Below are 22,949 nucleotides of genomic sequence, written 5' to 3'. Positions count from 1 at the left end.
GGGTGCCTCATTCGCAACGCTGGGGGACGCGAACGGGGCCGGGGCTGTCGGCCGGTCCGCGGTCGTGGCGGGGTGCGGCGGGGATGCCCCGCCAGCGGGTGCCGTCGGGCAGACGTTCGCCCTTCATCACCAGGGACAGCGCGTCCAGGGATGCGCTGGCTCCGACCTGCGCGTGGTAGAGGACGACGGAACGGATGCCGACCGAGCTGCCCGTGCCGACCATGACCCGGTCCATCTTCATCACCCGGTCCTCGAACAAGTGGGTCTGCAACGAGGTGAACTCCCCGACGGCTGCGTCGTCGCCCACGTGGACCAGGTCGAACTCGGTCATGAAGGTGGTGGTCAGCCAGACACGCCGTCCGATGTCGGCACCGAACAGTCGCATGATCACGGCCATCCAGGGCGTACCGGTGAGGAAGTTCACCATCACCGGCACCACGAGGTTCTCGTACAGGCCGGTGACCAGCTCCGTGCGCCGCACCCAGATGCTCCACAGCGGCTCGACGCGCGGCCGGTACCGGCCGACGACCGTCCACTTGACCGCCACGGCGGCGAGGGTGCATCCGAGGGCGGCTCCCAGGAGCAGCGCGGGACCGAGCAGCATCACCACGGCGGGTGAAAGGTTTCTGACCAGGTACAGCGCGGCGAACAGAACGCCGAGGGCGCCCAGGGCACTGATGGTCGCCGGGAGAGTGACTCGGACGTACTCGATGGCCAACCGCGCGGCGATCAGACCTCTGGTCGGTGCGTAGGTCAGCTTCGAGGGGAAGTCCTGGCTGGCCTCCCGGCGGGGCAGGAAGATCGCCGGGGAGCCCAGCCATGTGGTTTCCGGGTCGGCCGGCCTGGTCGGCGCCAGCGAATGGACGCCGAGGAGGCTGTTGTCTCCCAGGCAGCACGAACCCGGCACGAGCGCGCCGTTTCCGACGAAGCTCCGCCGCCCGATCTTCGCGGGCGCCAGGGCCGTTCGGCCCCGGTGGAAGACCGCCGGCCCCACGACGCTGACATCCGCAAGGAAGCTGCCGTCGCCGACGACGAGCATGTCGGGGTCGACGAAGTTCACGGTCGCCACCTCGGCCCACCGTCCCGTCCGCGCGCCCGTGCCACGGAGGAACGGGACGAGATACAGCGTCGAGTACAACGCCTGGGTCACGGTCAGACTGATGAGCATCAGGCCGTCGCTGACCCACTTGCGGACCCCGAAGCCACTGCGCTCCCGATGGATCCCGGCGTGTGCGACCGGCATCACGAGGCGCTTGACCATCAGGACGAACGCACAAGTGGTCAAGGGGACCAGGGGACCGGCCGCCGCAGCGGATGCGATGGCCGGTCCGAAGCCGTACCTCCATGCGGTGTACTCGACCAACACCAAGGCGCATCCGAAGATCAGCACCGGCGCCAGCACGAGCAGCAGCGCCCCCGCGACGTGCCCGGCGAGTACCCAGGGCGGCCACGGCCGGTCGTCGGCCTGGCCCTCCATGTCCCGGAGCAGAGCCGGCGCGGCATCCTGACGGGTTACCGGGGCGCCGGCCCAGTGCTCACCCGGCGGCACGACGTGGTCCTCGGGCACGAGCGACTGCTCGCCGACACTGGCGCCGTCACCGATCACGGCGCCGGGCAGTACCACACTGTTGGTCCCGACGAAGCACTCCGAGCCGATCCGGACCGTCCCCAGCCGCAGCCAGCCGGCCTCGACCACGTAGGTCTGCAGCCGGGCCCCGTAACCGATGCTCGTCCCCTCGCCGATCTCGAGCAGGCTGGGAGGCGCGAGAACCGCCTGAAGATGGCAGTTCCTGCCGACACGAGCGCCGAGCAGCCGCAGGCACGGAGAAAGCAGCGGGGAACCGGCCAGCAGCCGCAACGGTGTCAGCGCGAGCAGCTTGCTCTGCAGCCAGAAGCGCCAGTATGTGACACCCCACAGGGGATAGCGCCCAGGGCGCACGCCGGCCAGCAGCAGTCGGCTCACCGGCAGCGGCAGCACGAACAGGGTGATCGCCAGCCACCCCGCCTCCAGCAGCGTGAACGTCGAGACCGGCATCTGGACGAGGTGGGCCAGGAGTCCGGCTGTGAAGGTCGGCTGCGGGACGTGCCAGGAACGGAACAACCGGTAGAACAGCACGACTATGGCGAGGCTGGGCAGGAGCAACCACAGGTACAGTCCGGCGATCTGTGCCGCACCGCAGGCCATCACCCGGAGCGTGGAGTGGTGGAGGGAAGCCGGGGCAGCCTCCAAGGCGGCTCGCTCGGCTGTCGGCTCCGCGGCGCGGGCCGTCGCCACGAAGGAAGCCAGGCTCTCGAGGGTGGGGTGGTCGTACAGATCCCTCATGGCCACCTGTTGGAGCTGCGGGTCCTGCCGCATCCGCGAGATCAGACGGGCGGCGGTCATGGAGTGGCCCCCCAGATCGCAGAAGAAGTCGTCCTCCAGGGAGATCTCGCGGTAATCGAGAACCTGGGCCCACAGCGCGGCCAGCCGGTGCTGCAGCGGTGTCACAGGGGTGATGCGCGGTCGCGAGTGCCGGGCGAGCGGGGGCGAAACCGGGGCCGGCAGCGCGGCACGGTCGACCTTGTCCGCGGCCAGTAGGGGGAACGCAGAAAGGACCTCGACGAAGGCGGGCACCATGTAGCCGGGGAGTCTGCGCTGCAACCGTGCACGCAGTCGCTCGCGCAGGTCCTCTTCGGACACGGCGTCCGACGTGTCGTCGAGGGTGATGTAGCCGACGAGACTCTCTGCGCTGCTGTGGCGCTCAAGCGGGGTGACGACGGCGTTCTCAACCGCCTCGTCCTCGCGCAGCACCTCCTCGATCTCGGCGAGTTCGATGCGGTAGCCACGGATCTTCACCTGCGTGTCGACGCGGCCCAGATATTCGAGCTCGCCGGTCGTGGTGCGGCGGCCGCGATCTCCCGTGCGGTAGATCCGGGGGGCTTCCGCGCGGTCCCTCGTGATCGGGTTGGGCACGAACCGTTCCGCGGTGAGGTCAGGGCGGTTGACATAACCGATGGCCACGCCGGGGCCGCCGATGCAGATCTCTCCGGGCTCCCCCGCGGGGACCGCGTGCAGCGCCTCGTCGAGAAGGTAGACCCGGTACGTGGGCAGCGGGGTGCCGATGGTCACGGGCCGGTGCGGGTCCGGCTCGCCGCAGGTGGCGGTCACCGTGGTCTCGGTCGGACCGTAGGCGTTGAGGATGCGCAAATCCGGGCGCCACCAGCGGCCCACCAGGTCGGCGGGGCAGGCTTCTCCGCTCAGGAGCAGGGTGCGCAGATGGGGCAGGTCCGGTTCGAGGGTGGCGAGCAGGGTGGGCACGCAGCACAGCACCGTGATCTCGTGCTCGGTCAGGAAGGAGCCTAGGTCGGGTCCGGCGATCCGGCCCCCGGCCGGCCCCGCCACCAGCGTGGCTCCCGCGATCCATGCAGGCCAGATCTCCTCGAGCGCGAAGTCGAAGGCGATCGAGAGGCCCTGGTAGACCCGATCCTCGCAGTCGATGCGGTAGATCGGGGTGACCACCCGCAGGAAGTTGACGACGTTCGCATGGGAGACGGCTACTCCTTTGGGGCGGCCGGTCGTACCCGACGTGTAGATGACGTAGCACGCCGACGACGGGTCGACCTCGACCCCCGGTCTGGTGTCAGGCAGCGCGGCCGGCTGGTCCCCCACGTGGTCGAGGTCCAGAACAGCGCAGGGCACGCGCCCGGTGCGGTCGGCGAAGGACGACGTCGTCACGAGTTCTCGCAGCGCCGAGTCCCGCACGATGAACTCCAGGCGGTCGGCCGGGAAAGCCGGATCGAGCGGCACGTAGGTCGCACCGGACTTGATCACCGCGAGAAGTGCGATGTAGGTGCTTATCGACCGGTCCAGCAGAATACCGACCCGGTCGCCCGGCACCACCCCACGCGCCAGCAGGAACCGGCACAGACGATTCGCCCGCCGGTCGAGCTCCGCATAGCTGACCCGCTCCGCGCCGCACACCACGGCGGTGCTCGACGGGTTCGCGTCACATGCACGCTCGAAGCACTGGCTCAGGAGCCGAACACGGGTCCATCCACCGTCACAGCCCGACGGCCTCTTCACAGCGGGGTCGGCCCCGTCAAGGAGGGAGAGTTCCGCCTGCTCTGTCATCGCCACCGTCTCCAAGCGCAGCGGATTCGTGGCCTGCTGCCCGACGACCGGTCGGCGGCGCCTCGTCGTGCCGGGTTCCACCGACAATCACCACGTTAGGAAGGACAGGGTTAGCGTCCGCTGCGCGGCAGGTTAGGCAGCGGTTAAGACATGAACGGCTGCCAATTGCACCCGAATGGCCGCGGACGCAGCTCTTACCGTGCAGTGCCGTTCCCGTCACGGCTTCGGAGTAGTGTCGGCACATGATCTGGGGGCTTCAGTGCCTGTCGTCGCGGCGATGAGCCAGGTGAAGCAGGGATGCGGGGCCCGCCGGGAGACGAACAGCCGTCCTCCCTCGGCCTCGACCAGTGAGCGGGCCAGCGTCAGCCCGATGCCGTGCTCCTCTCCCGCAGGGCGGCGGGCGAAGAGGTCCTGATCCTCGGGCAGGCCCGGTCCCTGGTCCTCGACATCGACGGCAAGCACCCCGTTGGCATCCCTGGCCCGTACGGTAACCGCTCCCCGGCCATGGGTCGCTGCGTTGGCCAGGAGCACATCGAGCACCTGACGAGCGGCTTGCCGCGAGCCGACCGCGGCAGGCAGGTCGTCCTCGACGACGACCTGCAGCGAGCGGCCCGCCGCCTCCAGGTCGCCCCGCCACCTCCTTCGGGTCTCCGCAAGGAGGGCGGCCACGTCGAGCGGAGCCCGTTCCGGTACGTCTCGCGCCAGGGCCAGCAAGTCGTCAATGGTGGTCGTCATGCGGTCCAACGACTCCAGCGCCGCCCGCATCGCGGCGCGCGGGTCGAAGGGCGGGCAGGCGGCGAGTTCGCTCTCCAGTTCCAGGCGTGTCCGGGCGAGCGCCGTCCGCAATTGATGAGAGGCATCGGCGCTGAACGCACGCTCTCTCTGCAAGAGCCGGTCGAGCCGCTCAGCGGCGCGATTCAGAGCAATTCCGACCTCATCGGCCTCCGGTAACCCGCACGGCACGGCCCGTGCGGTCAGATCTCCGCTCTCCAGGCGGCGCGCGGTCGCCGCCAGCGCCTCCAACGGCTGGGCCAGACGTCTGCTGGACCGCAGGGACACCAGAGCCGCCGCTCCGACGGCTACCGCCGCCAGCCCGCCCATACTCAGCCACGCGAGCACGGCCCGGTGCGATGGCCACATGGCCGTACGACTGACCCGCACTGCCCCCCGTACCCGCTCCGCAGAACCCACCGGCACCGCCACAACCAGTCTCCCGCCCGTCTGGCCGGACTGCACAGAGCCCCTCAGCGCCGCCCGCACCAGGGCGTCACCGACACCCGGCCCCGAACCGGTCACCAGGCGAGCGGCGGTGTCGTACACCGCGAGTTGCGTGCCCGGCCCCACACGTGGCAGCTCCCGAGGATCGAAATCCGGGACAAACATGGGAGCGGCGAGCGCCGTACGGTTGGCGATCCGCTCCAGTTCGCCGATCTCGTCCTGCCGGTACAGGCGCAGCACCGCCACCGCCAGCGGGACGGCGAACAACAGCACGGCACACACCACCGCCACGACCGTGGCATGCAGGATCCGGCGGCGCACCTCAGCTCTCCGGTGGGACTTCGAGGCGGTAGCCGAAGTGCCGCAGCGTCGTGATGTGCACCAGGCCGCCCAGCTTGCGCCGCAGCGCCGCGACATGCACATCGAGAGTCTTGGTCGAGCCGAACCAGTTCTCGTCCCAGACCCGGCTCATCAGCTCCTCTCGGCTCACCGCCTGCCCCGGCGAGGCGGTGAGCACCGCGAGCAGGTCGAACTCCTTCGGCCGCAGCTCCACCTCACCCTTCGGCGTCAGACAGCGTCGCGCCGCGCGGTCGACCACCAACTCGCCATGCGTGATGCGCGCGTCCGCCGCGCCGCTTCCGTCCGTGGCGCGCCGCAGGTGCGCCGTGACACGGGCCTCCAGTTCGGCCAACCGGAACGGCTTGGTCAGATAGTCATCCGCGCCCGACTCCAGTGCCTGGATGACGTCCATCTCGTCGGTCCGGGCGGTCAGCACCACCACCACCGCGTCGGGCAAGCGGTCCCGCAGCCGTTGGCACAGCTCAAAGCCGTCCACGTCCGGCAGTCCCAAGTCCAGCAGCACCAGATCGACGGCGCCTCCGGTGGTCCTGGTCAGCGCGGCCTTGCCGTCCTGACACCACTCGGTGTCATGGCCGCCGACGCTCCGCAGCGAGGCGGCGAGTTTGGGCCCGATGGCGGCGTCGTCCTCCACGATCACGATCCGTGCCACGCCCATCACGCTAACCGGACAGCCTTCTACCCACCACTTGCGAAGCCACTGTTTCTCGCGTCGAAGGCACCCCCGGCCGCCATACCGAAATCCGCCCCGAGTCGGGGCATCCGGTCCAGCCCACTGCGCAGCAGCGGCAGCCCGGCGACCGCACCGAGCAGGACGAGCAGCAGTTGGTGGGCATGCGGGTGGGCTGACCATGGGGCGCGACCTGCGGCGCTGGGCATGAGGCGGCCCTCAAGCCGTTCGCCCACGGCTCCGGGGTGCGTTTTCTCAGCTCAGGGGCTATTCGCGGATCTTGAGGCCGCTCATCGTTGGCGAAAGTGACACGCTGCAGTCCTTGAAGAGTTTGGCCTGGATGTCGGTGAGGCGGGTGGCCTGCTGGAGGCTGCTGGCCAGGGCGGGAAGGTGACCTGGTGGATCCGGCCGAGTTCGGCGGCGAGCTTGGGCCAGGTCCACTCGGTGCGGCGCTCGGCAACGCGGATCAGCAGTAGCGCGACCCAGCACAGCAGCATGTCCAGCGGTCCGGCGGGTGGCCGACCGCAAGTTCACGCGTGTCCGGGCCGTTCGCCGGCGTGTGAGTACGTGCGCTTCCGGAATTGCGACGATGTTGCGGAGCTGTTGGTGTCGGCACGGGCCTTCGTGCTGGCAGTGCGACGGATGGCGATGAGAGCGGCGTCATCGCCGAGGCGCCCGCCGGTGTGGGTGAGGAGGTCCCGCAGGAGGTGGTCCAGCAGGACGGTGGGCTGATTCTCGGCCCACCGGGCAGCGCGTTCCGCCAGCGGATAGAAGAGGCCATGGTGGTCGCGGGCCTCTATGACGCCGTCGGTGTACAGCAGCAGGGTGTCGCCGGGCCGGAAGGGCAGCACGTTGACGGCGCTCTCGGAGTCGGTCAAGCCGACGCCGAGCGGCGGCGTCGGGCTGAGATCCGGCAGCACCGCGGCGGTCCCTGGACCGAGCAGTAAGGGCGGCAGGTGTCCGCAGCTGGTCACCCGTGCGATCGGCTCGTCGTCGGGGACGTCCAGCAGCAGGGCGGTGACGAAGCGTTCCCCGGCCTCTTCCTCGGGCTCGAAGTCGGCGAGGTAGCGGGTGACGCTGCGTTCAAGGGACGCGGCGAGTGCAGGCAGCGAGGCGTTGTGGTGGACGGCCTCGCGGAAGGCGCCGAGCAGCAAGGCGGCCTCCCCTATCGCGGGCAGACCCTTGCCCCGCACGTCGCCGATCAAGAAGCGGGCCCCGCTCCCGATGCGGGTGGCCGCGTACAGGTCCCCGCCGATCGACGCTTCGTCCTCGGCGGCCAGGTAGACGGACGCGATCCGCAGAGCGCCCAGGCGGCGTGGCAGCGGCCACAGCAGGACCCGCTGGGCGGCCTCGGCGACCGACCGCACCTGGGACAGTTCGCGCCGACGCCGGTCGCGGACCACGCACAGAGCCACGACCAGCGACGAGAGCAGCGCAAGGGCGATCACCTGCACGATCACGCCACGTGAGAACAGCATGCCTGAACGCCAACCGATGAACGCCTGCGCCCCCACGGCCAGGGCGCCGATGCCCCCCGTGGTCCAGGGGCCTTCACCCCAAGCGGTGATCGCGGGCGCGATCACCAGCAGGGGACCGAGGACGATGTCGGCAGGCGCGAAAACATCAGCAACTGTGATCAGGACAACGAGCCCGACCGGGATCAACAGCAGCACGTGACGCGATCGCCACAGCTGTGCGCCGCCGGCGAAGTGCAGCTGCCAGGAGCCCATGACCTCCACGGTGCCCGGTGGCGGCACGATGCGCGAACCGAGCAGCCCCTCATGCCAACTGCCCTCGGTGGACCTGCCCAGCATCGCCGGCGGTGAGGCACCCCGGCGCAGAACTGGGGGCCGGATCCAGCCGCGGGAGCGAACAGCCCTCCCTCCCGCGCCCTCTCGGCCGCCCGGGCGGCCGGCAGCTGGGCCACCGGGGCCTGGAGCAGGTCCTCGCGGCCGCCGTGCTGATCTCGCTGGTGCGCTGTCGGCGCTCAGCCTGTCCGTCCCGACGGCGGACGGCCGGAGAACAAGACTGCGAGGAGGCCGCAGGCATAGACCGCGAGCAGCAGCACGGGCAGGTGCCCGCCGGGAGCGAATCCACCGATGGCTAGCCCGGCGAGCGCCGGCAAAACAACCCGGACGTGGTGAAGCACGTCGTCCATCTCGGAAAGGGCGACTATGGCGTAGTGCTCGGTCCAGGCGTAGTGGCGGGTATCGAACTCCCGCCCTACGCTTGATCGGGAAGCGCTCGCTCGGCAGGGACTGCCCCGCGTGGCGGTGACCGGGCGGCCAACGGTCCGGTGCGGGCCGTCCTCTACAACGCATCCCCGTTTCCGGCCGGCGAAGTCTCGCCGCACCCCGTTCGCAGTGTCCCCGGAGGTTGGCGTGCCCACGCCCGGCCGCCCTCCTGAGGAGCAGATATGAAGGTCGCAGTGGTAGGGGTGGGCGCGGTCGGGTCGGCAACCGCTCTGTCCCTGGTCGAACGCGGTGGAAGCTGCCGGGAGATCGTGCTGGTCGACCGCGACACTGCCCGCGCCGACGGCGTCGCCAGCGATCTGCGCTATGCGGCGCCGCTGTCACCCACGGTCGACGTACGCTCCGGCGGTTACGAAGACCTGGCCGGTACTGCGATCGTCGTGATCACTGCCGGTGTCAACGAGAAGGCCGGCGGCGCCACCGACCGGTCCGACCCCAAGGGGCGCCTGCGACTGCTGGAGACCAACGCCGAGGTCTTCGCCGAAATCGTTCCGCAGGTGGTCACGGTCGCGCCCGAGGCGGTGCTGATGGTCGTCACCGACCCACCGGACCCGCTGGCCGACCTCACCCGGCAGGTGGCCGCACATGACCGGGTGTTCTCTACCGGGACCGTGATCGACAGCCTGCGATTCCGCGTCCAGTTGGCCGACCGCCTGCGGGTCCGGCCGCGTGATGTGCAGGCCCTGGTGGTGGGCGAACACGGCACCTCCGAGGTGCTGTTGTGGTCCTCGGCGACCGTCGGCGGCATCCCCGTCGGCGACCTGCTGGGCCAGGACGGGCGCTCCGTCGAGGACATCCGCAAGGAGGTCGAGCGCGACATCCGCTACGCGAACATCACCATCATCGAGGGCACCGGCGCGAGCCAGTACGGCATCGGCGCTGTCTCCGCCCGCCTCGTCGAGGCAGTCCTGCGCGATGAACGCGCGGTGCTGCCCGTCGCCGCCTACTCCTCTCGGCACAAAGTCACGCTGTCCCTGTCGAGCGTTCTCGGCGCCGGCGGCGTACAGCAGATGCACGAACCCGTCATGACGTCCGAAGAGCATCAGGCCCTGGCCGAGAGTGTCGAGGTCCTGCGCGCAGCCGCTGAGCGGGCCATTTCCATCGGGACGACCTGAGCGGCAACGCGCCAGATCCCGCCGGATTTCCCTACCCATAGGTCACCTGACCTGCGAACGGACACCACAGTCGCAGTCCGGCCGGCCAGTGGCTGGAGAAGCTGCCTCGCATGCCATGCCCGGCGGGCACGTGGCGCCTTTGGCTGCTTCGATGGTGGAAGTGTGAAGGGAGACGCTGGTGTCCGTGGCCCGGTCGTTGTCTCCAGAGAGCGTGACCGAGCTGACCCGGGCGCTGGACCTGAGCGGGGTATTCGCCAACGGCACCCTCGGCGGCGTGCTGGCCCGAGCCCGTCGTCTGGACCTGTTCGGCTTCCTGGTCATCGGCATCGTCTCCGGCCTGGGCGGCGGAATCCTCCGCGACACCCTGCTGCAGCACGGCACACCTGTGGCCCTGACCGACTACACCTATCTCACGGTCGCCACCGCCGGCACCCTGCTGGCCTTCGTAGCCGATCTGAGCCGCCCCACCTCCGGTTGGGCCTTCAACCTCCTGGACGCCTCGGCGCTCAGCGTCTGGGCGGTCGCCGGCGCGCAGAAGACACTCGCGGTCGGCCTGGGCTGGCTGCCGGCCGTGCTGCTGGGCACCATCACAGCGGTTGGCGGCGGGGCCATCCGGGACGTGTTGCTCGCGCGGACCCCTTCCATCTTCGGCGGCACCCCGCTGTACGCGACCGTCGCGATCGCGGTGAGCGGGGTGATGGTGGTCTGCAGCCGGTTCGGCGCACCCACCGTAGGCGTCCTGGCCGGAATCACGGTCGGTATCTCGCTGCGGCTGGCCGCGTCCCACTGGGGCTGGAAGCTGCCGAACAGCCGCGACTGGCGGCCGGGGTCGACCAAGGACCGGGATCCCTGACAGGAACGGGCGCTGCGCTCACCCACCGAGATGCAGGAGTAGACAGCCATGACACCCAAAGACTCCGCAGTTGCTGTTCTGGCCGGGCTCGATGACATCCGGTCCGACCTCGAAGACGTCTACAAGGATGTGCACGCCCACCCCGAGCTGGGACACCAGGAGCACCGCACCGCGGCCGGTGTGGCGGAGCGCCTGAGGAACTGCGGCTACCGGGTGCAGGAGGGGATCGGCGGCACCGGTGTGGTCGGTGTGCTGGCCGACGGCGAAGGGCCGACCGTTTTGCTGCGGGCCGACATGGATGCCTTGCCTGTTCTGGAGGAGACAGGTCTGCCCTACGCCAGCGCGGCCGAAGCCACGGACGCTTCGGGCCGGCGGGTGCCTGTGGCGCATGCCTGCGGTCACGACATGCACGTCACCTGCCTGCTGGGGGCCGCGCGGCTCATGGCCGCTGAACGGAGGGCGTGGCAGGGCACGCTGGTGGCCTTGTTCCAGCCTGCTGAAGAGCCGGGGGACGGTGCTGACCGGATGCTCACTGATGGGCTGACCGACCGTGTTCCCCGCCCAGATGTCGCGCTCGCCCAGCATGTGCTTCCCTATCCGGCCGGTCAGGTCGGCACGCGCGCCGGGTCCTTTCTCTCCGCGGCGGACAACGTGAAGATCACTGTCCATGGCCGGGGCGCTCACGGCTCGGCACCGCAGGCCGCCATCGACCCCGTGGTGATCGCCTCGATGATCGTCGTCCGTCTCCAGACGATCGTCTCGCGCGAGCTGGCCGCCACCCAGCCGGCCGTGGTCACTGTGGGCTCCGTCCAGGCGGGCACGAGCGGCAACGTGATTCCGGAGTCGGCCGAACTGCTGGTGAACGTGCGCACCTACGACGACGAGACCCGGCGCGCCGTCCTGGCCGCCGTGCGGCGCATCGCCCATGCCGAGTGTGACGCCTCCGGGGCGACTCGCGCGCCGCAGATCGAGGAGGGCACCCGTTTCCCGCCGACCGTCAACGACGACGCGGTCACCCACGAGGTCTCCGCCGCTTTCGCCGCGATGTTCGCAGAGCGCGCCGTCACTGCCGAGCTACAGAGCGCCAGCGAGGACTTCAGCCGGATCCCGGACGCCTTCGGCACCCCGTACACCTACTGGGCCCTGGGCTGTGTCGATCCGGACACCTACCAGGCCGCACGGCAACGCGGCACCGTGGCCCAGGAGATCCCGGCCAACCACAGCCCCCGCTTCGCCCCCGTCCTGCAGCCCACACTGGACACCGGCGTCCAGGCCCTGGTCACAGCGGCGCTCACCCACCTCGGAAAACCGGGCCGTACAAGCCGATGAGCCTTCCGGCCGTTTCACCTGTGATGCCGCAGCACAGCAGCAATCGACCGCCCCGGCGGCCCACCGCGCCGGCGCTTCAACACCTCCGTCGAGGAGTGCGGGCAGGCCGTGGTGGACGCACTCGGTCACCTGGAGGGGTCTGCCAGCACGCGCTCCGCCCCTGGCCGTGGTTTCGTTCCTTGCGGAACTCCCTGCCCGCCCGAGGGCGCGATACGCAAAAACCAAGAACGCAAAGGTGAGCATGCGCTGGCCGGTGGCTTTCCACAGGTCGGTGAAGTCGTCGGCCCAGCGCCAGCGTTCGGGCAGGTGGAGGGTGATGCGGCGGGTTCGGGCAGGTGGAGGGTGATGCGGCGGGCTCCGGTGGCGATCCGGGCGGGGATGTTGATCAGGTGGCGACGGATGGTGCCGGTCCTCGCCCTGGCATGGAAGGCGGAGGCGAGGTGGCCGCTCGTGCGGGTGGAGGTTTTAGGCGGTGGCGGCCAGGGTCAGCCAGGCGGCTTTCGCAGTGAACTTCCCCGAGGGCAGGTGGGCGAGCGCGGAGCCTTCCAGGTCGGCGAAGACCTCTTCGATGACGGCGTGTTCGCGGTGCATCGGCTCGGCCTGGCCAGGACGAAGAGGCTGTCGGTGAAGATCACGCGGTGGCGCCGGACGCCGAACAGTTCGGCCTGCCCGGCAGGCACGCTCTTGGGCGGTGGTGGCTGACACGGTGCCGTGTCACCGAGCGGGTTCGGTCGTCGCCGTGCGTGGGCCGGGGAGTTCGCCGGCCTGGAGGGCAGCGGAGTCTGCGTGCGCAGCTTGGACGGCTTCGGGGTACGCCTCGCGCTTGGCGTGTTCGGCGAGCGCCCGGTAGATGCTGGCCACCGAGGGGTTCTGCCCCTTGCGCTTGCCGGTGGGGATGATCAAGTCGGGCTGGATCTGCTCGACAGATTCACCGCCCGCGCGGCGGCGGAGCATGTCGTCGGTGATGACCGGCGGCCGACCGCCGTGCTTGCCCTTGCGGGCCGCGGTGTCGAGCCCTTCCAGGGCCGACTCGCGGATGTTCTCCCGCTCGGTCTCCGCCATCGCGGCGAAGAACGCGAACAGCAGCCTGCCCGGCCCAGTCGGGTCGTAGAGACCGGGCAACGGCCCGGCGAGCATCTCCAGGACCAAGCCGTGCGCGGTGAGGTGATCAGCGAGCGCGGTGAGCTCGGCGGCGTCCCGGCCGAGCCGCTTCATCTCGTACACGGTAAAGATGACCCTGCAGCGCGCGGCGTGTGCCTTGACCTCCCGCGCCGTCCTCAGCGCCTCCTCGAACCGGGGGCGGTCGTACCCGGGTGCTGATCTTCACAACACCTCCGACTTCCTGGTGGTACCCGGCGAACTCGACACCACCGCCCGCGTCCTACCCGGTCAACCTGCCTCCTCCATACGAGTCGGATGCGGGCACCGTTCAGTTCCCGGCTCTTGCGGCGGAATCGAAGCAGCGGAAGCGCCGAGGGCGCACAAGCGCACGCCGCGACCTGTCGCACCTCCGCACGCACCGAGGGCGCGCGTCCATCCGGCGCAGGCGGGGTATCTCCCGAGCAGCCCCGCGACCGCCGGCCGCCGGCGCCTCGCTGTCCCACGCCCACGGAGGTGGAGCACCATGACCGACACCAACGGACTGGAACCCGTCGCGACATTCTGCGGCGAGTGCGACTGCGGCTGTCCCCAGCTCTTCGTCGATCCGAAAGCCCCCGCCGAACAGCGGATCGTCCTGACCGACGACTTCGGCCAGCGCGTCCAGATGAGCTTCGACCAGTTCTCCAACCTGGTCTCCGACGCCAAGGCGGGCAAGCTGGACGGCATCGCCCAGCCCTGAGACGTACGCCTGGGGCACGGGAGGCACGGCGGGCCGGGAAGCGTCGAGGCTTCCCGGCCCGCCGGCGGTTCGGTCGCGGAATGTCAGCCGCCCTCGACCCGACGGGCCGCCCACCGCTGTTCGACCTTCGCCAACTTCCAGTACGCCACCGCCGCCACCCACACGACCATGAACAGGCCGACGATGACGTAGCCGACGTTGCCCAGGTCGAGGCCGGAGATCCAGCCCGTGACCGCGTCGCTCAAATCCAACTTGTCGTGCAGGACACCGACGAGCTCGATCGTGCCGATGAAGAAGGCGACAGCGATGGACAGGCCGGTGATGGCGAGGTTGTAGAAGACCTTGCGGACCGGGTTCGAGAAGGCCCACTGGTAGGCGAAGTTCATGAAGGTGCCGTCGAGGGTGTCGAACAGGCTCATGCCGGCGGCGAAGAGGAGCGGCAGGCTGAGGACCGCGTACCAGGGCAGGCCCGCCGCCGCGCCCGAGCCGGCCATCACCATCAGCGTGACCTCGGTGGCGGTGTCGAAGCCGAGGCCGAAGAGGAAGCCGAGGGGGTACATCTGGCCTGGGCGGGTGATGGACTTGGTGAGCCGTCCGAGGATGCGGTTCATGAACCCGCGGGAATCCAGGTGCTGTTCGAGTTCCGCCTCGTCGTACGTCCCGACCCGCATCGCCCGGAACACCTTCAGGATGCCCAGCAGGGCCACGAGGTTGAGGGCGGCGATGATGTAGAGGAAGGACCCGGAAACGGTCGTACCGATGATGCCGAGCGTCTGGTGGGTGCGGGAGTCGTCGTTCATGAGCGTGCCCGCGAGCTGGGCACCGCCCGCCACCAGCGCGGCCATCGCGACCACTACGCTGGAGTGCCCGAGCGCGAACCAGAACCCCACCGACACCGGCCGTTTGCCGTCGGCCATCAGCTTGCGGGTGGTGTTGTCGATCGCGGCGATGTGGTCGGCGTCGAAGGCGTGCCGCATGCCGAGGGTGTAGGCGGTGACGCCGAGCCCGATGCCGAACGCCTTGGACCCGACCTCGTAGTGCTCGGGGACGACGAGAAGGAACAGAATGCCGAAGGCGGCGGCATGCAGGGCGGCGATCACCGCCATCAGCCCGATCGTCTTGACGGTGTCCTCGCGCCGCCAGCGGAACGCTGAGGGCCTGATCTCGGGCAGGGATGTCTTGGGCAGGGTCATCCGGTCACGCTCCAGCACCTCGTGGATCAACTCGTGAGATGCCGTGGCCGGTCTCCTGGCTTACGGGTCGTGCACTCCCGCGCCCGCCTTCCCGGCCGCCGTACGACGGCCAGTGGCTGTCCCTTCCGGGACTTGGGCGGGGAACTCCCCGATTCACAGTGGCGAGGGCCGCGCCGGCTTCACACCGGCTTCCCGAACACCACGGCCTGCCCACCGTAGGGGGCTCGGTGCTCTCCTGCATAGCTGCATAGGTGCGCAGGTATGCAAGATCACATACGGGCGCCTGCGAGGATGAACCCATGCATCTCGTCCCGGCGGCCCGCGCAGACCGCCGCATCATCGACGGCCACCGGGTGTGCGACGCCATCGCCGCCATCGGCGAACCCGCCCGTGTCCGCACCTGGGCCGACCGCTTCTCCCTGCTCTCCGACCCGGGACGCCTCGCCCTTCTGCTGGCCCTGCACCAGGCAGGACCCCTTGCCGTCTCCGACTTGGCCGTCGCGACCGGCATGAACGACCCGGCCGTCTCACAGGCCCTGCGCCTGCTGCGCGCCGCCGGTGCCGTGGCGGGCGAGAAGGAGGGGCGGGTGGTGCGCTACCGAGTCGTCGACCCACTCGTCGCCGACCTCTTGAAGCACTGCGCCACCGGCACGGACTGAGCGGTGAGGGCGGACGCCTTCGACAAGTGCCCGCTGAAGCCGTCGACCTGGTGCGGGATGCTGCGGAGCGCTCCGGACTGACGATCACGCGCTGCGGCGGGGGCAAACAGTGGCGGGCGGGAACGATTCTCACGCGCGGGAAGCCGCGCGGCAGGCCGGAGAACGGGAGAAGGCCCGGAAGGCCGCCGAGGCCGAGGCCAAGCGGAAGGCTCGTGAGGAGAAACTGGCCAACGAAGCGGCCCGCGCCCAGGAGGCTGTCGACCGGACGAGCGTGACCGGGCATGATGCCGAGCAGCTTTCCCAACTGCTGCGCACGTCCGTTGTGGACGGGCGTCCGTTGACGTTCGAGCGGTCGAGGCCTCAGGCCGGAGACTCACGCGAGCGGACGCGACTGCCAGAAGCCCCGCTCAAGCCACTGGGGAGATTGGGGAGAATGAAACGCGCGCCGCTTCGGCCGGTCTTCCCCAACCGCAAGGTCACTCGTCCCGGATGACACTTCCGCGTCGCCGTGTCTGCACCCACCGCGGCGCAGGTCTGCCTGCAAGCAGTGTCTGCGGCAGACCTGCGCCAACTCTGACGAAGCACCGGCAGGCGTCGCCCGCGTGCCGACCGCCAAGGTCAACGAACGGTGCTCGCCGCTACCGTGGTTGGCGCGATGGCCGCCCGCACGGAGGCGGGGCGGCCACGGGCTCCGGAGCCGTCCCCGCACCCGAAGCGGCCCGGTGGAGACCTGTTCCTGAAGCCCGTGGGCGTCGCCTGGTGGCGGGCACCTGGGTGCCGAGGACCCACCCCCTGCTGCGGCACGCCGACAGGTTGGGCAACCCACGGGCCGCCGTGACGCGGCTCAAGGACCTCCGCGGGTGCGGGTCGGGGTCGGCGAGCTGGTCGCCGGTGAGGGTGAGGGGTTACCGCCGGTTGTGCCGCCGAGCAGCCCGCCGCCCGTACCAGCGGTGGTACCGGCGGTATCGGTCGGACTTGGGCTGACGCAGTGCTTCCCATGCCCTCTGCACGGTGCGGTGGGGGTCGGGCTGGCCGTTGGGGTCGGGGTGACCGTGGGCGTGCTCTGGGATGCGGTGGCGGAGGGTGTGGGCGAGGGTGCGCCGTATTCGTCCGTGCTCTGGCCCAGTTGGGGTGCGGGCGGGAACTGCTGGACGGGTTGTCCCTGGAGGGCGGCGGTCATGTAGCCGGTCCACACCTCGGTGGGCATGTCGGCGCCGAAGACCTTGGCGTAGCCACCGACACCCTGCATCGACTGGAGGCCGGCGTTCTTCGGGTTCTCCTTGAACATGCTCACAGCCGTGGTCAGCTGCGGGGTGTAGCCGATGAACCAGGCGGACTTGTAGTCGTCGGTGGTACCGGTCTTGCCGGCCGCCGGGCGACCCAGGGCCTGGGCGTTGGTACCGGTGCCGTTCTTGACGACGTCTCGCAGGACGTCGGTGACGGTGTCGGCGGTAGAGGCGGACATGGCCGTGGTGCCCTTGTGCTCGCCGAAGCCGGGCAACTGCCGGCCGTCGGCGACGACCTTGGTCACCGAGTACGGCTCGTGCTGGACCCCGCCGTCGTCGAAAGTGGCGTACGCGTCCGCCATACGGATCGCCGACGGTGTGGAGGTACCGATGTAGAAGCCCGGGGTGTCGTACTGCAGGCTCGTGCGCGGGAGCCCCGCTTTCAGGGCCTCAGCCTCCACGTTGTCGTAGCCGACATATTCGCCGAGCTGGACGTAGGGAGTGTTGACCGACTGCTCCATCGCCTTGCGCAAAGTGATGTAACCCCACTTGGTGGACACGTCGTTGCGCTGGTGCAGGAGCCCCGTGGGGTCGTTCGAGTCCGGCAGCTCCTGGCCTTGCTGGTTCTTGATGGTGATGCCGTCGTCACCGTCGAACTTCGAGTCCGGGGTGATCGGTGCGGGCGGCTGCCCAGGGGAGAGGACGGCGCCGTGATCGAGAGCGGCGGCCAGGTCGACGGGTTTGAAGGTGGAGCCGACCGGCACACCGGTCGCGTCCGCGTTGTCCGTCCAGTGACCCTTGTTCCAGCCGGCCCCGCCGTACAGCGCCACGATCGCGCCGGTGGACGGATCGATCGATGCCGCGCCGACCTGGACGTCCTTGTCGGCCGAGCGTTGCCGCGGGTCAAGGTGTTTCCGCTCCATCGCCGCGACGGACGTCGACAGGGCGTTCACCTTCTTCTTGTCGAAGGTGGTGTAGATCTGGTATCCGCCGCGGCCCAGTTGCTGGTCCGTGAGGGAGGTGTGGGCTTCGACGTATTTCTCCGCGGTCTGCACCAGGTAACCGGTCTGCCCTGACATTCCCGCCGACGGCGTGTACGGCTTGGGCGTGGGAAACCCTGACGCCAGGTAGCGCTGTTCCTGGGCGTCGGTGATCTCGTGGATCTTGGCCATCCGGTCCAGCACGTACTTCCAGCGTGCCTCGGCCTGGGCCTTGGCCTGCGGATCGGTGTCGGCGTGCATCAGCAGGCTCGGCTCGTTGACCGCGGCGGCGATGAAGGCGCCCTGGCTGACGGTCAGCTGGAACGCATGCACGTGGTAGTAGGCACGGGCCGCGGCTTCGATCCCGTAGGCGTCCCGGCCGTAGTAGCAGGTGTTGAGGTAGCCCTGCAGTATCTGCTGCTTGGACATCTGCCCGCCGATCTTCAGGGAGATCATGATCTCCCTTAGCTTGCGGGTGACCGACTGGTCCTGGCTGAGGTAGGTGTTCTTCACGAACTGCTGGGTGATGGTGGACCCCGACTGCACCTCACCGCCCGTGGCCATGTGGTAGACGGCGCGGAGCATGCCCTGCGTGTCGACGCCCGGATCGGAGTAGAAGGTGGCGTTCTCCGCGGCGAGGAAGTCCCACTGCACCAGTTTCGGGACCTGGGCGAGATCGACGTTCTGCCGGTTGGTCGCCCCCTGGGTGGCCATCACCGAGCCGTCCGACCAGTAGTAGGTGTTGCTCTGGGCTTGCGTACTGGGGTTCGCGCCGGGGATGGTCGTCGTCGCGTAGGCGTAGCCGAACAGGCCCAGCAAACCGCTGACGAACAGCAGGAAGGTGCCGGACACCAGCTTCCACGAAGGCAGCCACCGCCTCAGGCCACGTCTGCCCGCCCTCGGGTAGTCGATCAGGCCGCGCCGACCCGGACGTCCGGTGTCCGCACGTCGCGTGCCTGCCGCGCGGCGGGCACGCCCGCCCCGGGCCTGGGCCCTGCGTGCCGCGGCCCGGCCGCCACCCGGCATACCGTCCGAGCCGGACGGTATGGCCCTCCCCGACGATCGACGCCGGTGTTCGCTCATTCTCGCCACTCCTCAACCAAGGACACGGTCCCGCCATCGCCGCGAGACCGCCCGCAGGATGCCCCATGGGGGCCTGACCGGGACACGCTGACGCCCCCCCGGCAGCTCCTACAAGTTGTAAGAGTAAGTCGCACTCGCAAAACGCATGCAACCGCCCACCCAAGAACGAGCCGTAGCCCGGTATCGGACCTGTGCGGCTTCCGGTGCCGACGGCCGCGGCTGCTGGCGATCCGTGTGCCGCGTGCGGTTCGGAATACCGGCCGGTTCGGAATGTCGGCTGCCCCGGCGCCGGGGATGCGTCGGGGCAGTCCGTCACGGTGGTTGGCTAGCCGAGGGAGGTGAGGAGGGTGTTGAGCTCCTTGACCTCGGTGGCCTTGTCGGGGCTCGGGGCGCGTAGCGCCGTCAGGACGTGGTCGATCTCGCTGTCGAGGAAGTGCCAGGACTGCTCGCTCTTGGGCTCCAGGGTGGACTGGTCGTCGTCCCAAGCGGTCTCGAGGTCGGTCACTCGGGTGGTCGCGGCTGACTGGTTGCCCGAATTGAGCTTTGCCAGGGTGTCAGCCGCGATCGTGCGGAACTTCGCGATCTCAGCCGGAGGGAACGGCGACGTCGCCTGCTTCGGGGTGAGATGGGCGGTCACAGGGGCGGGGGCGTCCTCCTCGCTGGCCGCGGCCGCGTGGGGCTGGTGGTGTGCCCAGATGAGAAGCGCCGCAGTTGCGACCGCTACGACGGCGTAGTAACCGAGCATGATCCGCTCACGCGCCGGGTTCAGCGCTCGTGCGGTGTGGGTGAGTTCGCCGGTCTCGATGACATCGCTGCGGCTGATTGTGAGATATACGACCGTAGCGAGGATCGCGGCCAGGAAGATCACGCTGGTGATCGCAGTACCGAGGCCCAGGCCGCCGTCGCCGCCGGGCGAGCCGAGCCAGTCGCCGAGGTTGGCACCGAGCGGGCGGGTGAGGATGTAGGCGAGCCAGAAGGAGAGCACCGCGTTGGCGCCGAGGCGCCATCCGAGGACGATCGCGACGATCAGCCCGAGAGGCAGGAACACGGAGACGCCTGGCGTCCAGCCGGTCAGTTCCAGGGTCCAGTCGCCGGTCGCGGTGCCGAGGGCGAAAGTGACCAGGACCGCGAGCCAGTAGAAGAGTTCACGGGGACGGGTGGTGATGGTGTGGACCGACAGGGTCCGCTCGCGGGCGTACCAGATCCCGAAGACAACGGCCAGGAGGCCGGCGAACACGCTACTGCTCAACGCGAGGGGAACGCCCTGGCTGTCGGTGAGGATGTCTGTGTAGAGGGTGCCGGTCACACTCACCACCACGACGGTGAGCCAGTACACGAACGGGACGTACCGTTTGGTGGTGAGTTGCCAGCCCATGGCGCCCGCCAGCACGGCGGTGAAGATCAATGCCGTGTTGATCAGGCCAACGCCGAGGTTCATATTGATCCAGTCGGCGAAGCTTTCGCCGACCGTGGTGCACAGGATCTTGATGATCCAGAACCAGATCGTGACCTCGGGAACCTTGTTCAGCATCTGCTTGGCAGGCGTCCGAAGACTCTCGGGCGTCGTCGCGGTTGTCATGTAACCCTCGCATGGAACGAGTGGCAGCACGGAGGGGCGTCCCTCACGTCTGCGGAACGGTAATTGTGTGGAAATGCATGGCCAAGCGGAGTCTCGGATTGGCAGGGGCTGCGGTATGACTCCGATTGCTCGTCAAGCCTGTTCGGGCCGCGCCGCCAGGGGTGTCACCCGTGACAGGGTCCGCCCCGGGAACACCTCCGCTTTCGCTCCCCCGGCCCACGCGAGAACTCTCTGTGCCCGCTCAGCCCCGCAGGGAGGCGTCGGGAAGGTGTTGATGCCGCTACTGGAAGTCGCCGAGGTGGAGAGACTCTGGACCGTGGTCGCCGTCATGCGAGCACCAACCGCCCTGGAAGCGTTCGGCTTCTCAGGCCAGACCGCGCCCATGCCGGTCGACCGGGAGCCCCCCATTCACCTGGCCAGCCCGAAGAATTCGTGGAGCCAGTTCGAACACCGACCGGCGAAACCAGCCGGAATTCTGGAAACCTCGTCCCGGAATTCAAGCTGCCTGGCGCTTGAATTCGCGTCGGCCCCCGGGCGACCTCTCCCAGAGACTCTCCCGGCACTTGCTCATCCGGTGCCGGAGAAGTGGTGTGAGCCGCCTCAGCCGGTTGTTCACCGGCTCGCTCCTGGTCTCGCTGGTGTGTGCCCGTCTCTCGAACCACCGGAATATCAGACGTTTCATCGGTCATGGTGCCCGACTGTGCCAGCAGGAACCTGAACACATCCTGACTGCCACCGTGTGTATCACTCGCCCCACTGCGCGGTCGGTGAAGTGCAGCGCGTAGGCGGGGCGTGTCCGGTGGGCGAGGAGGGCGGCGTGGGATGGACAGACCGCAGTCGAGCGCGGCCGGAACCGATGGGAGGAACTACCGGCCCGGCTCGTGGCTCAGGCCGTGTGTCCCGACGCGTGCTCCGGTACGGCAACATCCCTGCGGGTGACGGAGAGGTAGATGACCAGTCCGAGGATGACCGCCAGGAACAGAGCGCCGGTCACTACCGCGCCCAGGCTCAGGCCGCCGTCGCCAGCGGGCTGGGAAAGGTAGTCACCGATCGAGGCGCCCAGCGGCCGGGTCAGGACATAGGCGATCCAGAAACTCCACACGGCCTCCAGGTCCAGCGCGAAGTGCGCGATGGCCACCGCGGCTATGACCACCGCGAAGAGGACGGCGGACAGCCAGTAGCCGAGGTCAATACGCTCGGACACCAGATCACCGGCCGCGGTGCCCAGGGCGAAGGTGGACAGGACCGCCGACCAGTAGAAGGACTCGCGACTGGTGGTGTCGATGTGGTGGATCGACAGGCTCCGCTCGCGCCGGTACCAGACGACGAAAACGATCACGAGGAGCAACGCGAATACCGTGGTGCTCGTCTCCAGCGGCACGCCCATGTTGTCGCTGAGGTCGTCGCTGATCAGCGTGCCGACGACGCTGACCAGCGCCACCGCCGGCCAGTACACGCCCGGCCGGTAGGCGCTGGTGCGGAACTGGACCACCAGAACTACGGCCAGCAGGGCACTCGTCAGCACAGACACACCGGTCAGCCCGAGACCCGCCTTCTCGTTGAGCAGGTCCGCCGCGGTCTCGCCGACCGTTGTGCACAGCACCTTGATGATCCAGAAGTAGATGGTGACCTCAGGCACCTTGCTCCAACGCAGTCGGCCCTGAGAATCGGGGGCCTGACCGGCCTCCGGAACCACCTGGCTCTCAGACGCTTCATAGATCACACTGCCCGACCATGCCACCGGGCACCTGAACACATCCTGACTGCGGGCGCACTTGACCCACCCCGCCCGCCCCGCACGGGCACCATGGCGCCATGCGCGCACATACAGCGCACTTCCATATCGCGGCCCTCCGTCCCACCCCTGCCCACGTGACGGAAGAGATCCGCCTCGAACACTCCGAGCACCGCCCCCGCGCCCATTGACCGCGCGACCGCATGGCTGCGGCGCCGCCTGGGCCGAGCCGTCGTCCTGTCCTACGCCGACGCCCTCCTCGTACCGGGCCCCGGCCTGTGGCTGCGCACCCGCACCCTGCCGCTCGGGCCCGCTGATCCGCCTGCCGCTGTGCATCGCCCCGTGCCTGCTGTGGCCGGTGCTGTTTCTCGGCCGGGCTCCAGGTGCCCGTCCGTGAACCGGGCCGCGTGCTGCGCCGCCCGAGCGCACTGCTCCCGGGGCTCGCACTGCATCCGGCGATCCCGCTGCTGGTCGTCTCCCTCGTCGCGTTCCTTACCGACGACGGCAGCGGCCTGGTCACCGCGGTGATCCTCATCGTGACGATGGCCCTCGTGGCAGGCGCCACCGCGTCAACAGGCAAGGGCGACGGCGACCGGCCCACGAGGGTGCGGCCCGCGCGCCACCTACGACGACTTCGCACGCGCACGTGACACGGTCGCCGCGATCACCGGCAGCCGGCCCACGCCTCTTCCGACGTCCGTGCAGTGTCATGTCCACCGCTACCCACGCGTGGGTCGGCTGGAAACCAC

The 22,949-nt window shown here is 69.2% G+C and carries 18 protein-coding genes and 1 riboswitch; of the genes, 6 read left to right on the top strand and 12 right to left on the bottom strand.

All coding sequences use genetic code 11. From position 1 onward, the window contains the following. Positions 1–7: 7 nt before the first annotated feature. The 6 genes from ABTY98_RS25420 to ABTY98_RS25395 form a co-directional block, all read right to left on the bottom strand. Positions 8–4,111, bottom strand: coding sequence for a Pls/PosA family non-ribosomal peptide synthetase (locus ABTY98_RS25420; protein ID WP_352223254.1), 4,104 nt, complete (start codon positions 4,109–4,111; stop codon positions 8–10). Positions 4,112–4,327: 216 nt separating this feature from the next. After that, positions 4,328–5,650 (bottom strand): sensor histidine kinase, encoded by a 1,323-nt coding sequence (locus ABTY98_RS25415; RefSeq protein WP_352223253.1) that lies wholly within the window; start codon positions 5,648–5,650, stop codon positions 4,328–4,330. A 1-nt stretch (position 5,651) separates the two neighbouring features. Next, positions 5,652–6,338 (bottom strand): response regulator transcription factor, encoded by a 687-nt coding sequence (locus tag ABTY98_RS25410; RefSeq protein ID WP_352223252.1) that lies wholly within the window; start codon positions 6,336–6,338, stop codon positions 5,652–5,654. 26 nt (positions 6,339–6,364) lie between these two features. Further along, a complete protein-coding gene (locus tag ABTY98_RS25405) occupies positions 6,365–6,565 on the bottom strand; it encodes a hypothetical protein (protein ID WP_352223251.1) in 201 nt (66 codons plus the stop codon). 321 nt (positions 6,566–6,886) lie between these two features. After that, the gene (locus tag ABTY98_RS25400; RefSeq protein ID WP_352223271.1) at positions 6,887–8,086 is read right to left on the bottom strand and encodes a PP2C family protein-serine/threonine phosphatase; all 1,200 of its coding nucleotides are present in this window, start codon (positions 8,084–8,086) and stop codon (positions 6,887–6,889) included. 257 nt (positions 8,087–8,343) lie between these two features. Further along, complete coding sequence (locus tag ABTY98_RS25395; protein ID WP_352223250.1) at positions 8,344–8,514, bottom strand: hypothetical protein; 171 nt, start codon at positions 8,512–8,514, stop codon at positions 8,344–8,346. A gap of 258 nt (positions 8,515–8,772) precedes the next feature. Between ABTY98_RS25395 and ABTY98_RS25390 the strand changes: the two genes are divergently transcribed. The 3 genes from ABTY98_RS25390 (at position 8,773) to ABTY98_RS25380 (ending at position 11,905) form a co-directional block, all read left to right on the top strand. Then, positions 8,773–9,723 (top strand): lactate/malate family dehydrogenase, encoded by a 951-nt coding sequence (locus ABTY98_RS25390; protein WP_352223249.1) that lies wholly within the window; start codon positions 8,773–8,775, stop codon positions 9,721–9,723. A gap of 211 nt (positions 9,724–9,934) precedes the next feature. Further along, a complete protein-coding gene (locus ABTY98_RS25385; protein ID WP_352223248.1) occupies positions 9,935–10,576 on the top strand; it encodes a trimeric intracellular cation channel family protein in 642 nt (213 codons plus the stop codon). A 48-nt stretch (positions 10,577–10,624) separates the two neighbouring features. Beyond that, positions 10,625–11,905: an amidohydrolase gene (locus tag ABTY98_RS25380; protein ID WP_352223247.1), complete on the top strand. Its 1,281-nt coding sequence runs from the start codon at positions 10,625–10,627 to the stop codon at positions 11,903–11,905. A 465-nt stretch (positions 11,906–12,370) separates the two neighbouring features. Here ABTY98_RS25380 and ABTY98_RS42395 read toward each other — a convergent pair whose 3' ends face one another. Together ABTY98_RS42395 and ABTY98_RS25370 are read right to left on the bottom strand one after the other, a co-directional pair. After that, complete coding sequence (locus ABTY98_RS42395) at positions 12,371–12,496, bottom strand: hypothetical protein (protein ID WP_502994339.1); 126 nt, start codon at positions 12,494–12,496, stop codon at positions 12,371–12,373. Between the two features lie 123 nt (positions 12,497–12,619). Beyond that, positions 12,620–13,186, bottom strand: a complete 567-nt coding sequence (locus tag ABTY98_RS25370) for a recombinase family protein (RefSeq protein WP_352223270.1) — start codon at positions 13,184–13,186, stop codon at positions 12,620–12,622. Positions 13,187–13,529: 343 nt separating this feature from the next. Between ABTY98_RS25370 and ABTY98_RS25365 the strand changes: the two genes are divergently transcribed. After that, entirely contained in the window at positions 13,530–13,745 is a 216-nt protein-coding gene (locus ABTY98_RS25365) for a hypothetical protein (RefSeq protein WP_352223246.1), read from the top strand. Positions 13,746–13,828: 83 nt separating this feature from the next. On the opposite strand, the gene nicT is transcribed toward ABTY98_RS25365, so the two are convergent. Continuing rightward, positions 13,829–14,938 carry a Nickel transporter NicT gene (gene nicT / locus ABTY98_RS25360; RefSeq protein WP_352223245.1) on the bottom strand — a complete coding sequence of 370 codons (1,110 nt, stop codon included), beginning with the start codon at positions 14,936–14,938 and terminating at the stop codon, positions 13,829–13,831. Positions 14,939–14,966: 28 nt separating this feature from the next. Beyond that, positions 14,967–15,157, bottom strand: a riboswitch (cobalamin riboswitch). Between the two features lie 80 nt (positions 15,158–15,237). Here nicT and ABTY98_RS25355 point away from each other — a divergent pair. After that, on the top strand, positions 15,238–15,597 hold the full coding sequence (locus ABTY98_RS25355; protein WP_352223244.1) for an ArsR/SmtB family transcription factor: 360 nt from the start codon (positions 15,238–15,240) through the stop codon (positions 15,595–15,597). 844 nt (positions 15,598–16,441) lie between these two features. Here ABTY98_RS25355 and ABTY98_RS25350 read toward each other — a convergent pair. From ABTY98_RS25350 to ABTY98_RS25340, 3 genes are all read right to left on the bottom strand, one after another. Continuing rightward, positions 16,442–18,655 carry a transglycosylase domain-containing protein gene (locus ABTY98_RS25350; RefSeq protein WP_352223243.1) on the bottom strand — a complete coding sequence of 738 codons (2,214 nt, stop codon included), beginning with the start codon at positions 18,653–18,655 and terminating at the stop codon, positions 16,442–16,444. A gap of 556 nt (positions 18,656–19,211) precedes the next feature. Beyond that, the gene (locus ABTY98_RS25345; RefSeq protein WP_352223242.1) at positions 19,212–20,465 is read right to left on the bottom strand and encodes a COG4705 family protein; all 1,254 of its coding nucleotides are present in this window, start codon (positions 20,463–20,465) and stop codon (positions 19,212–19,214) included. An 886-nt stretch (positions 20,466–21,351) separates the two neighbouring features. Continuing rightward, positions 21,352–22,188, bottom strand: coding sequence for a COG4705 family protein (locus ABTY98_RS25340; protein ID WP_502994338.1), 837 nt, complete (start codon positions 22,186–22,188; stop codon positions 21,352–21,354). 395 nt (positions 22,189–22,583) lie between these two features. Between ABTY98_RS25340 and ABTY98_RS25335 the strand changes: the two genes are divergently transcribed. Continuing rightward, the gene (locus tag ABTY98_RS25335; RefSeq protein ID WP_352223241.1) at positions 22,584–22,850 is read left to right on the top strand and encodes a hypothetical protein; all 267 of its coding nucleotides are present in this window, start codon (positions 22,584–22,586) and stop codon (positions 22,848–22,850) included. Positions 22,851–22,949 lie beyond the last annotated feature (99 nt).

The sequence above is a fragment of the Streptomyces sp. NPDC096040 genome (assembly GCF_040303265.1).
GTDB lineage: Bacteria > Actinomycetota > Actinomycetes > Streptomycetales > Streptomycetaceae > Streptomyces.
Note: the sequence above shows the minus strand (reverse complement) of the source record. Positions and strands in the feature narration are given on the sequence as shown.

Coding starts and splice junctions, on each gene's coding strand:
- ABTY98_RS25405 (WP_352223251.1), bottom strand. CDS start 6,565: ATGCCCAGCGCCGCAGGTCGCGCCCCATGGTCAGCCCACCCGCATGCC.
- ABTY98_RS25355 (WP_352223244.1), top strand. CDS start 15,238: ATGCATCTCGTCCCGGCGGCCCGCGCAGACCGCCGCATCATCGACGGC.
- ABTY98_RS25365 (WP_352223246.1), top strand. CDS start 13,530: ATGACCGACACCAACGGACTGGAACCCGTCGCGACATTCTGCGGCGAG.
- nicT (WP_352223245.1), bottom strand. CDS start 14,938: ATGACCCTGCCCAAGACATCCCTGCCCGAGATCAGGCCCTCAGCGTTC.
- ABTY98_RS25390 (WP_352223249.1), top strand. CDS start 8,773: ATGAAGGTCGCAGTGGTAGGGGTGGGCGCGGTCGGGTCGGCAACCGCT.
- ABTY98_RS25420 (WP_352223254.1), bottom strand. CDS start 4,111: ATGACAGAGCAGGCGGAACTCTCCCTCCTTGACGGGGCCGACCCCGCT.
- ABTY98_RS25345 (WP_352223242.1), bottom strand. CDS start 20,465: ATGACAACCGCGACGACGCCCGAGAGTCTTCGGACGCCTGCCAAGCAG.
- ABTY98_RS25380 (WP_352223247.1), top strand. CDS start 10,625: ATGACACCCAAAGACTCCGCAGTTGCTGTTCTGGCCGGGCTCGATGAC.
- ABTY98_RS42395 (WP_502994339.1), bottom strand. CDS start 12,496: ATGCACCGCGAACACGCCGTCATCGAAGAGGTCTTCGCCGACCTGGAA.
- ABTY98_RS25395 (WP_352223250.1), bottom strand. CDS start 8,514: ATGGACGACGTGCTTCACCACGTCCGGGTTGTTTTGCCGGCGCTCGCC.
- ABTY98_RS25400 (WP_352223271.1), bottom strand. CDS start 8,086: ATGGGCTCCTGGCAGCTGCACTTCGCCGGCGGCGCACAGCTGTGGCGA.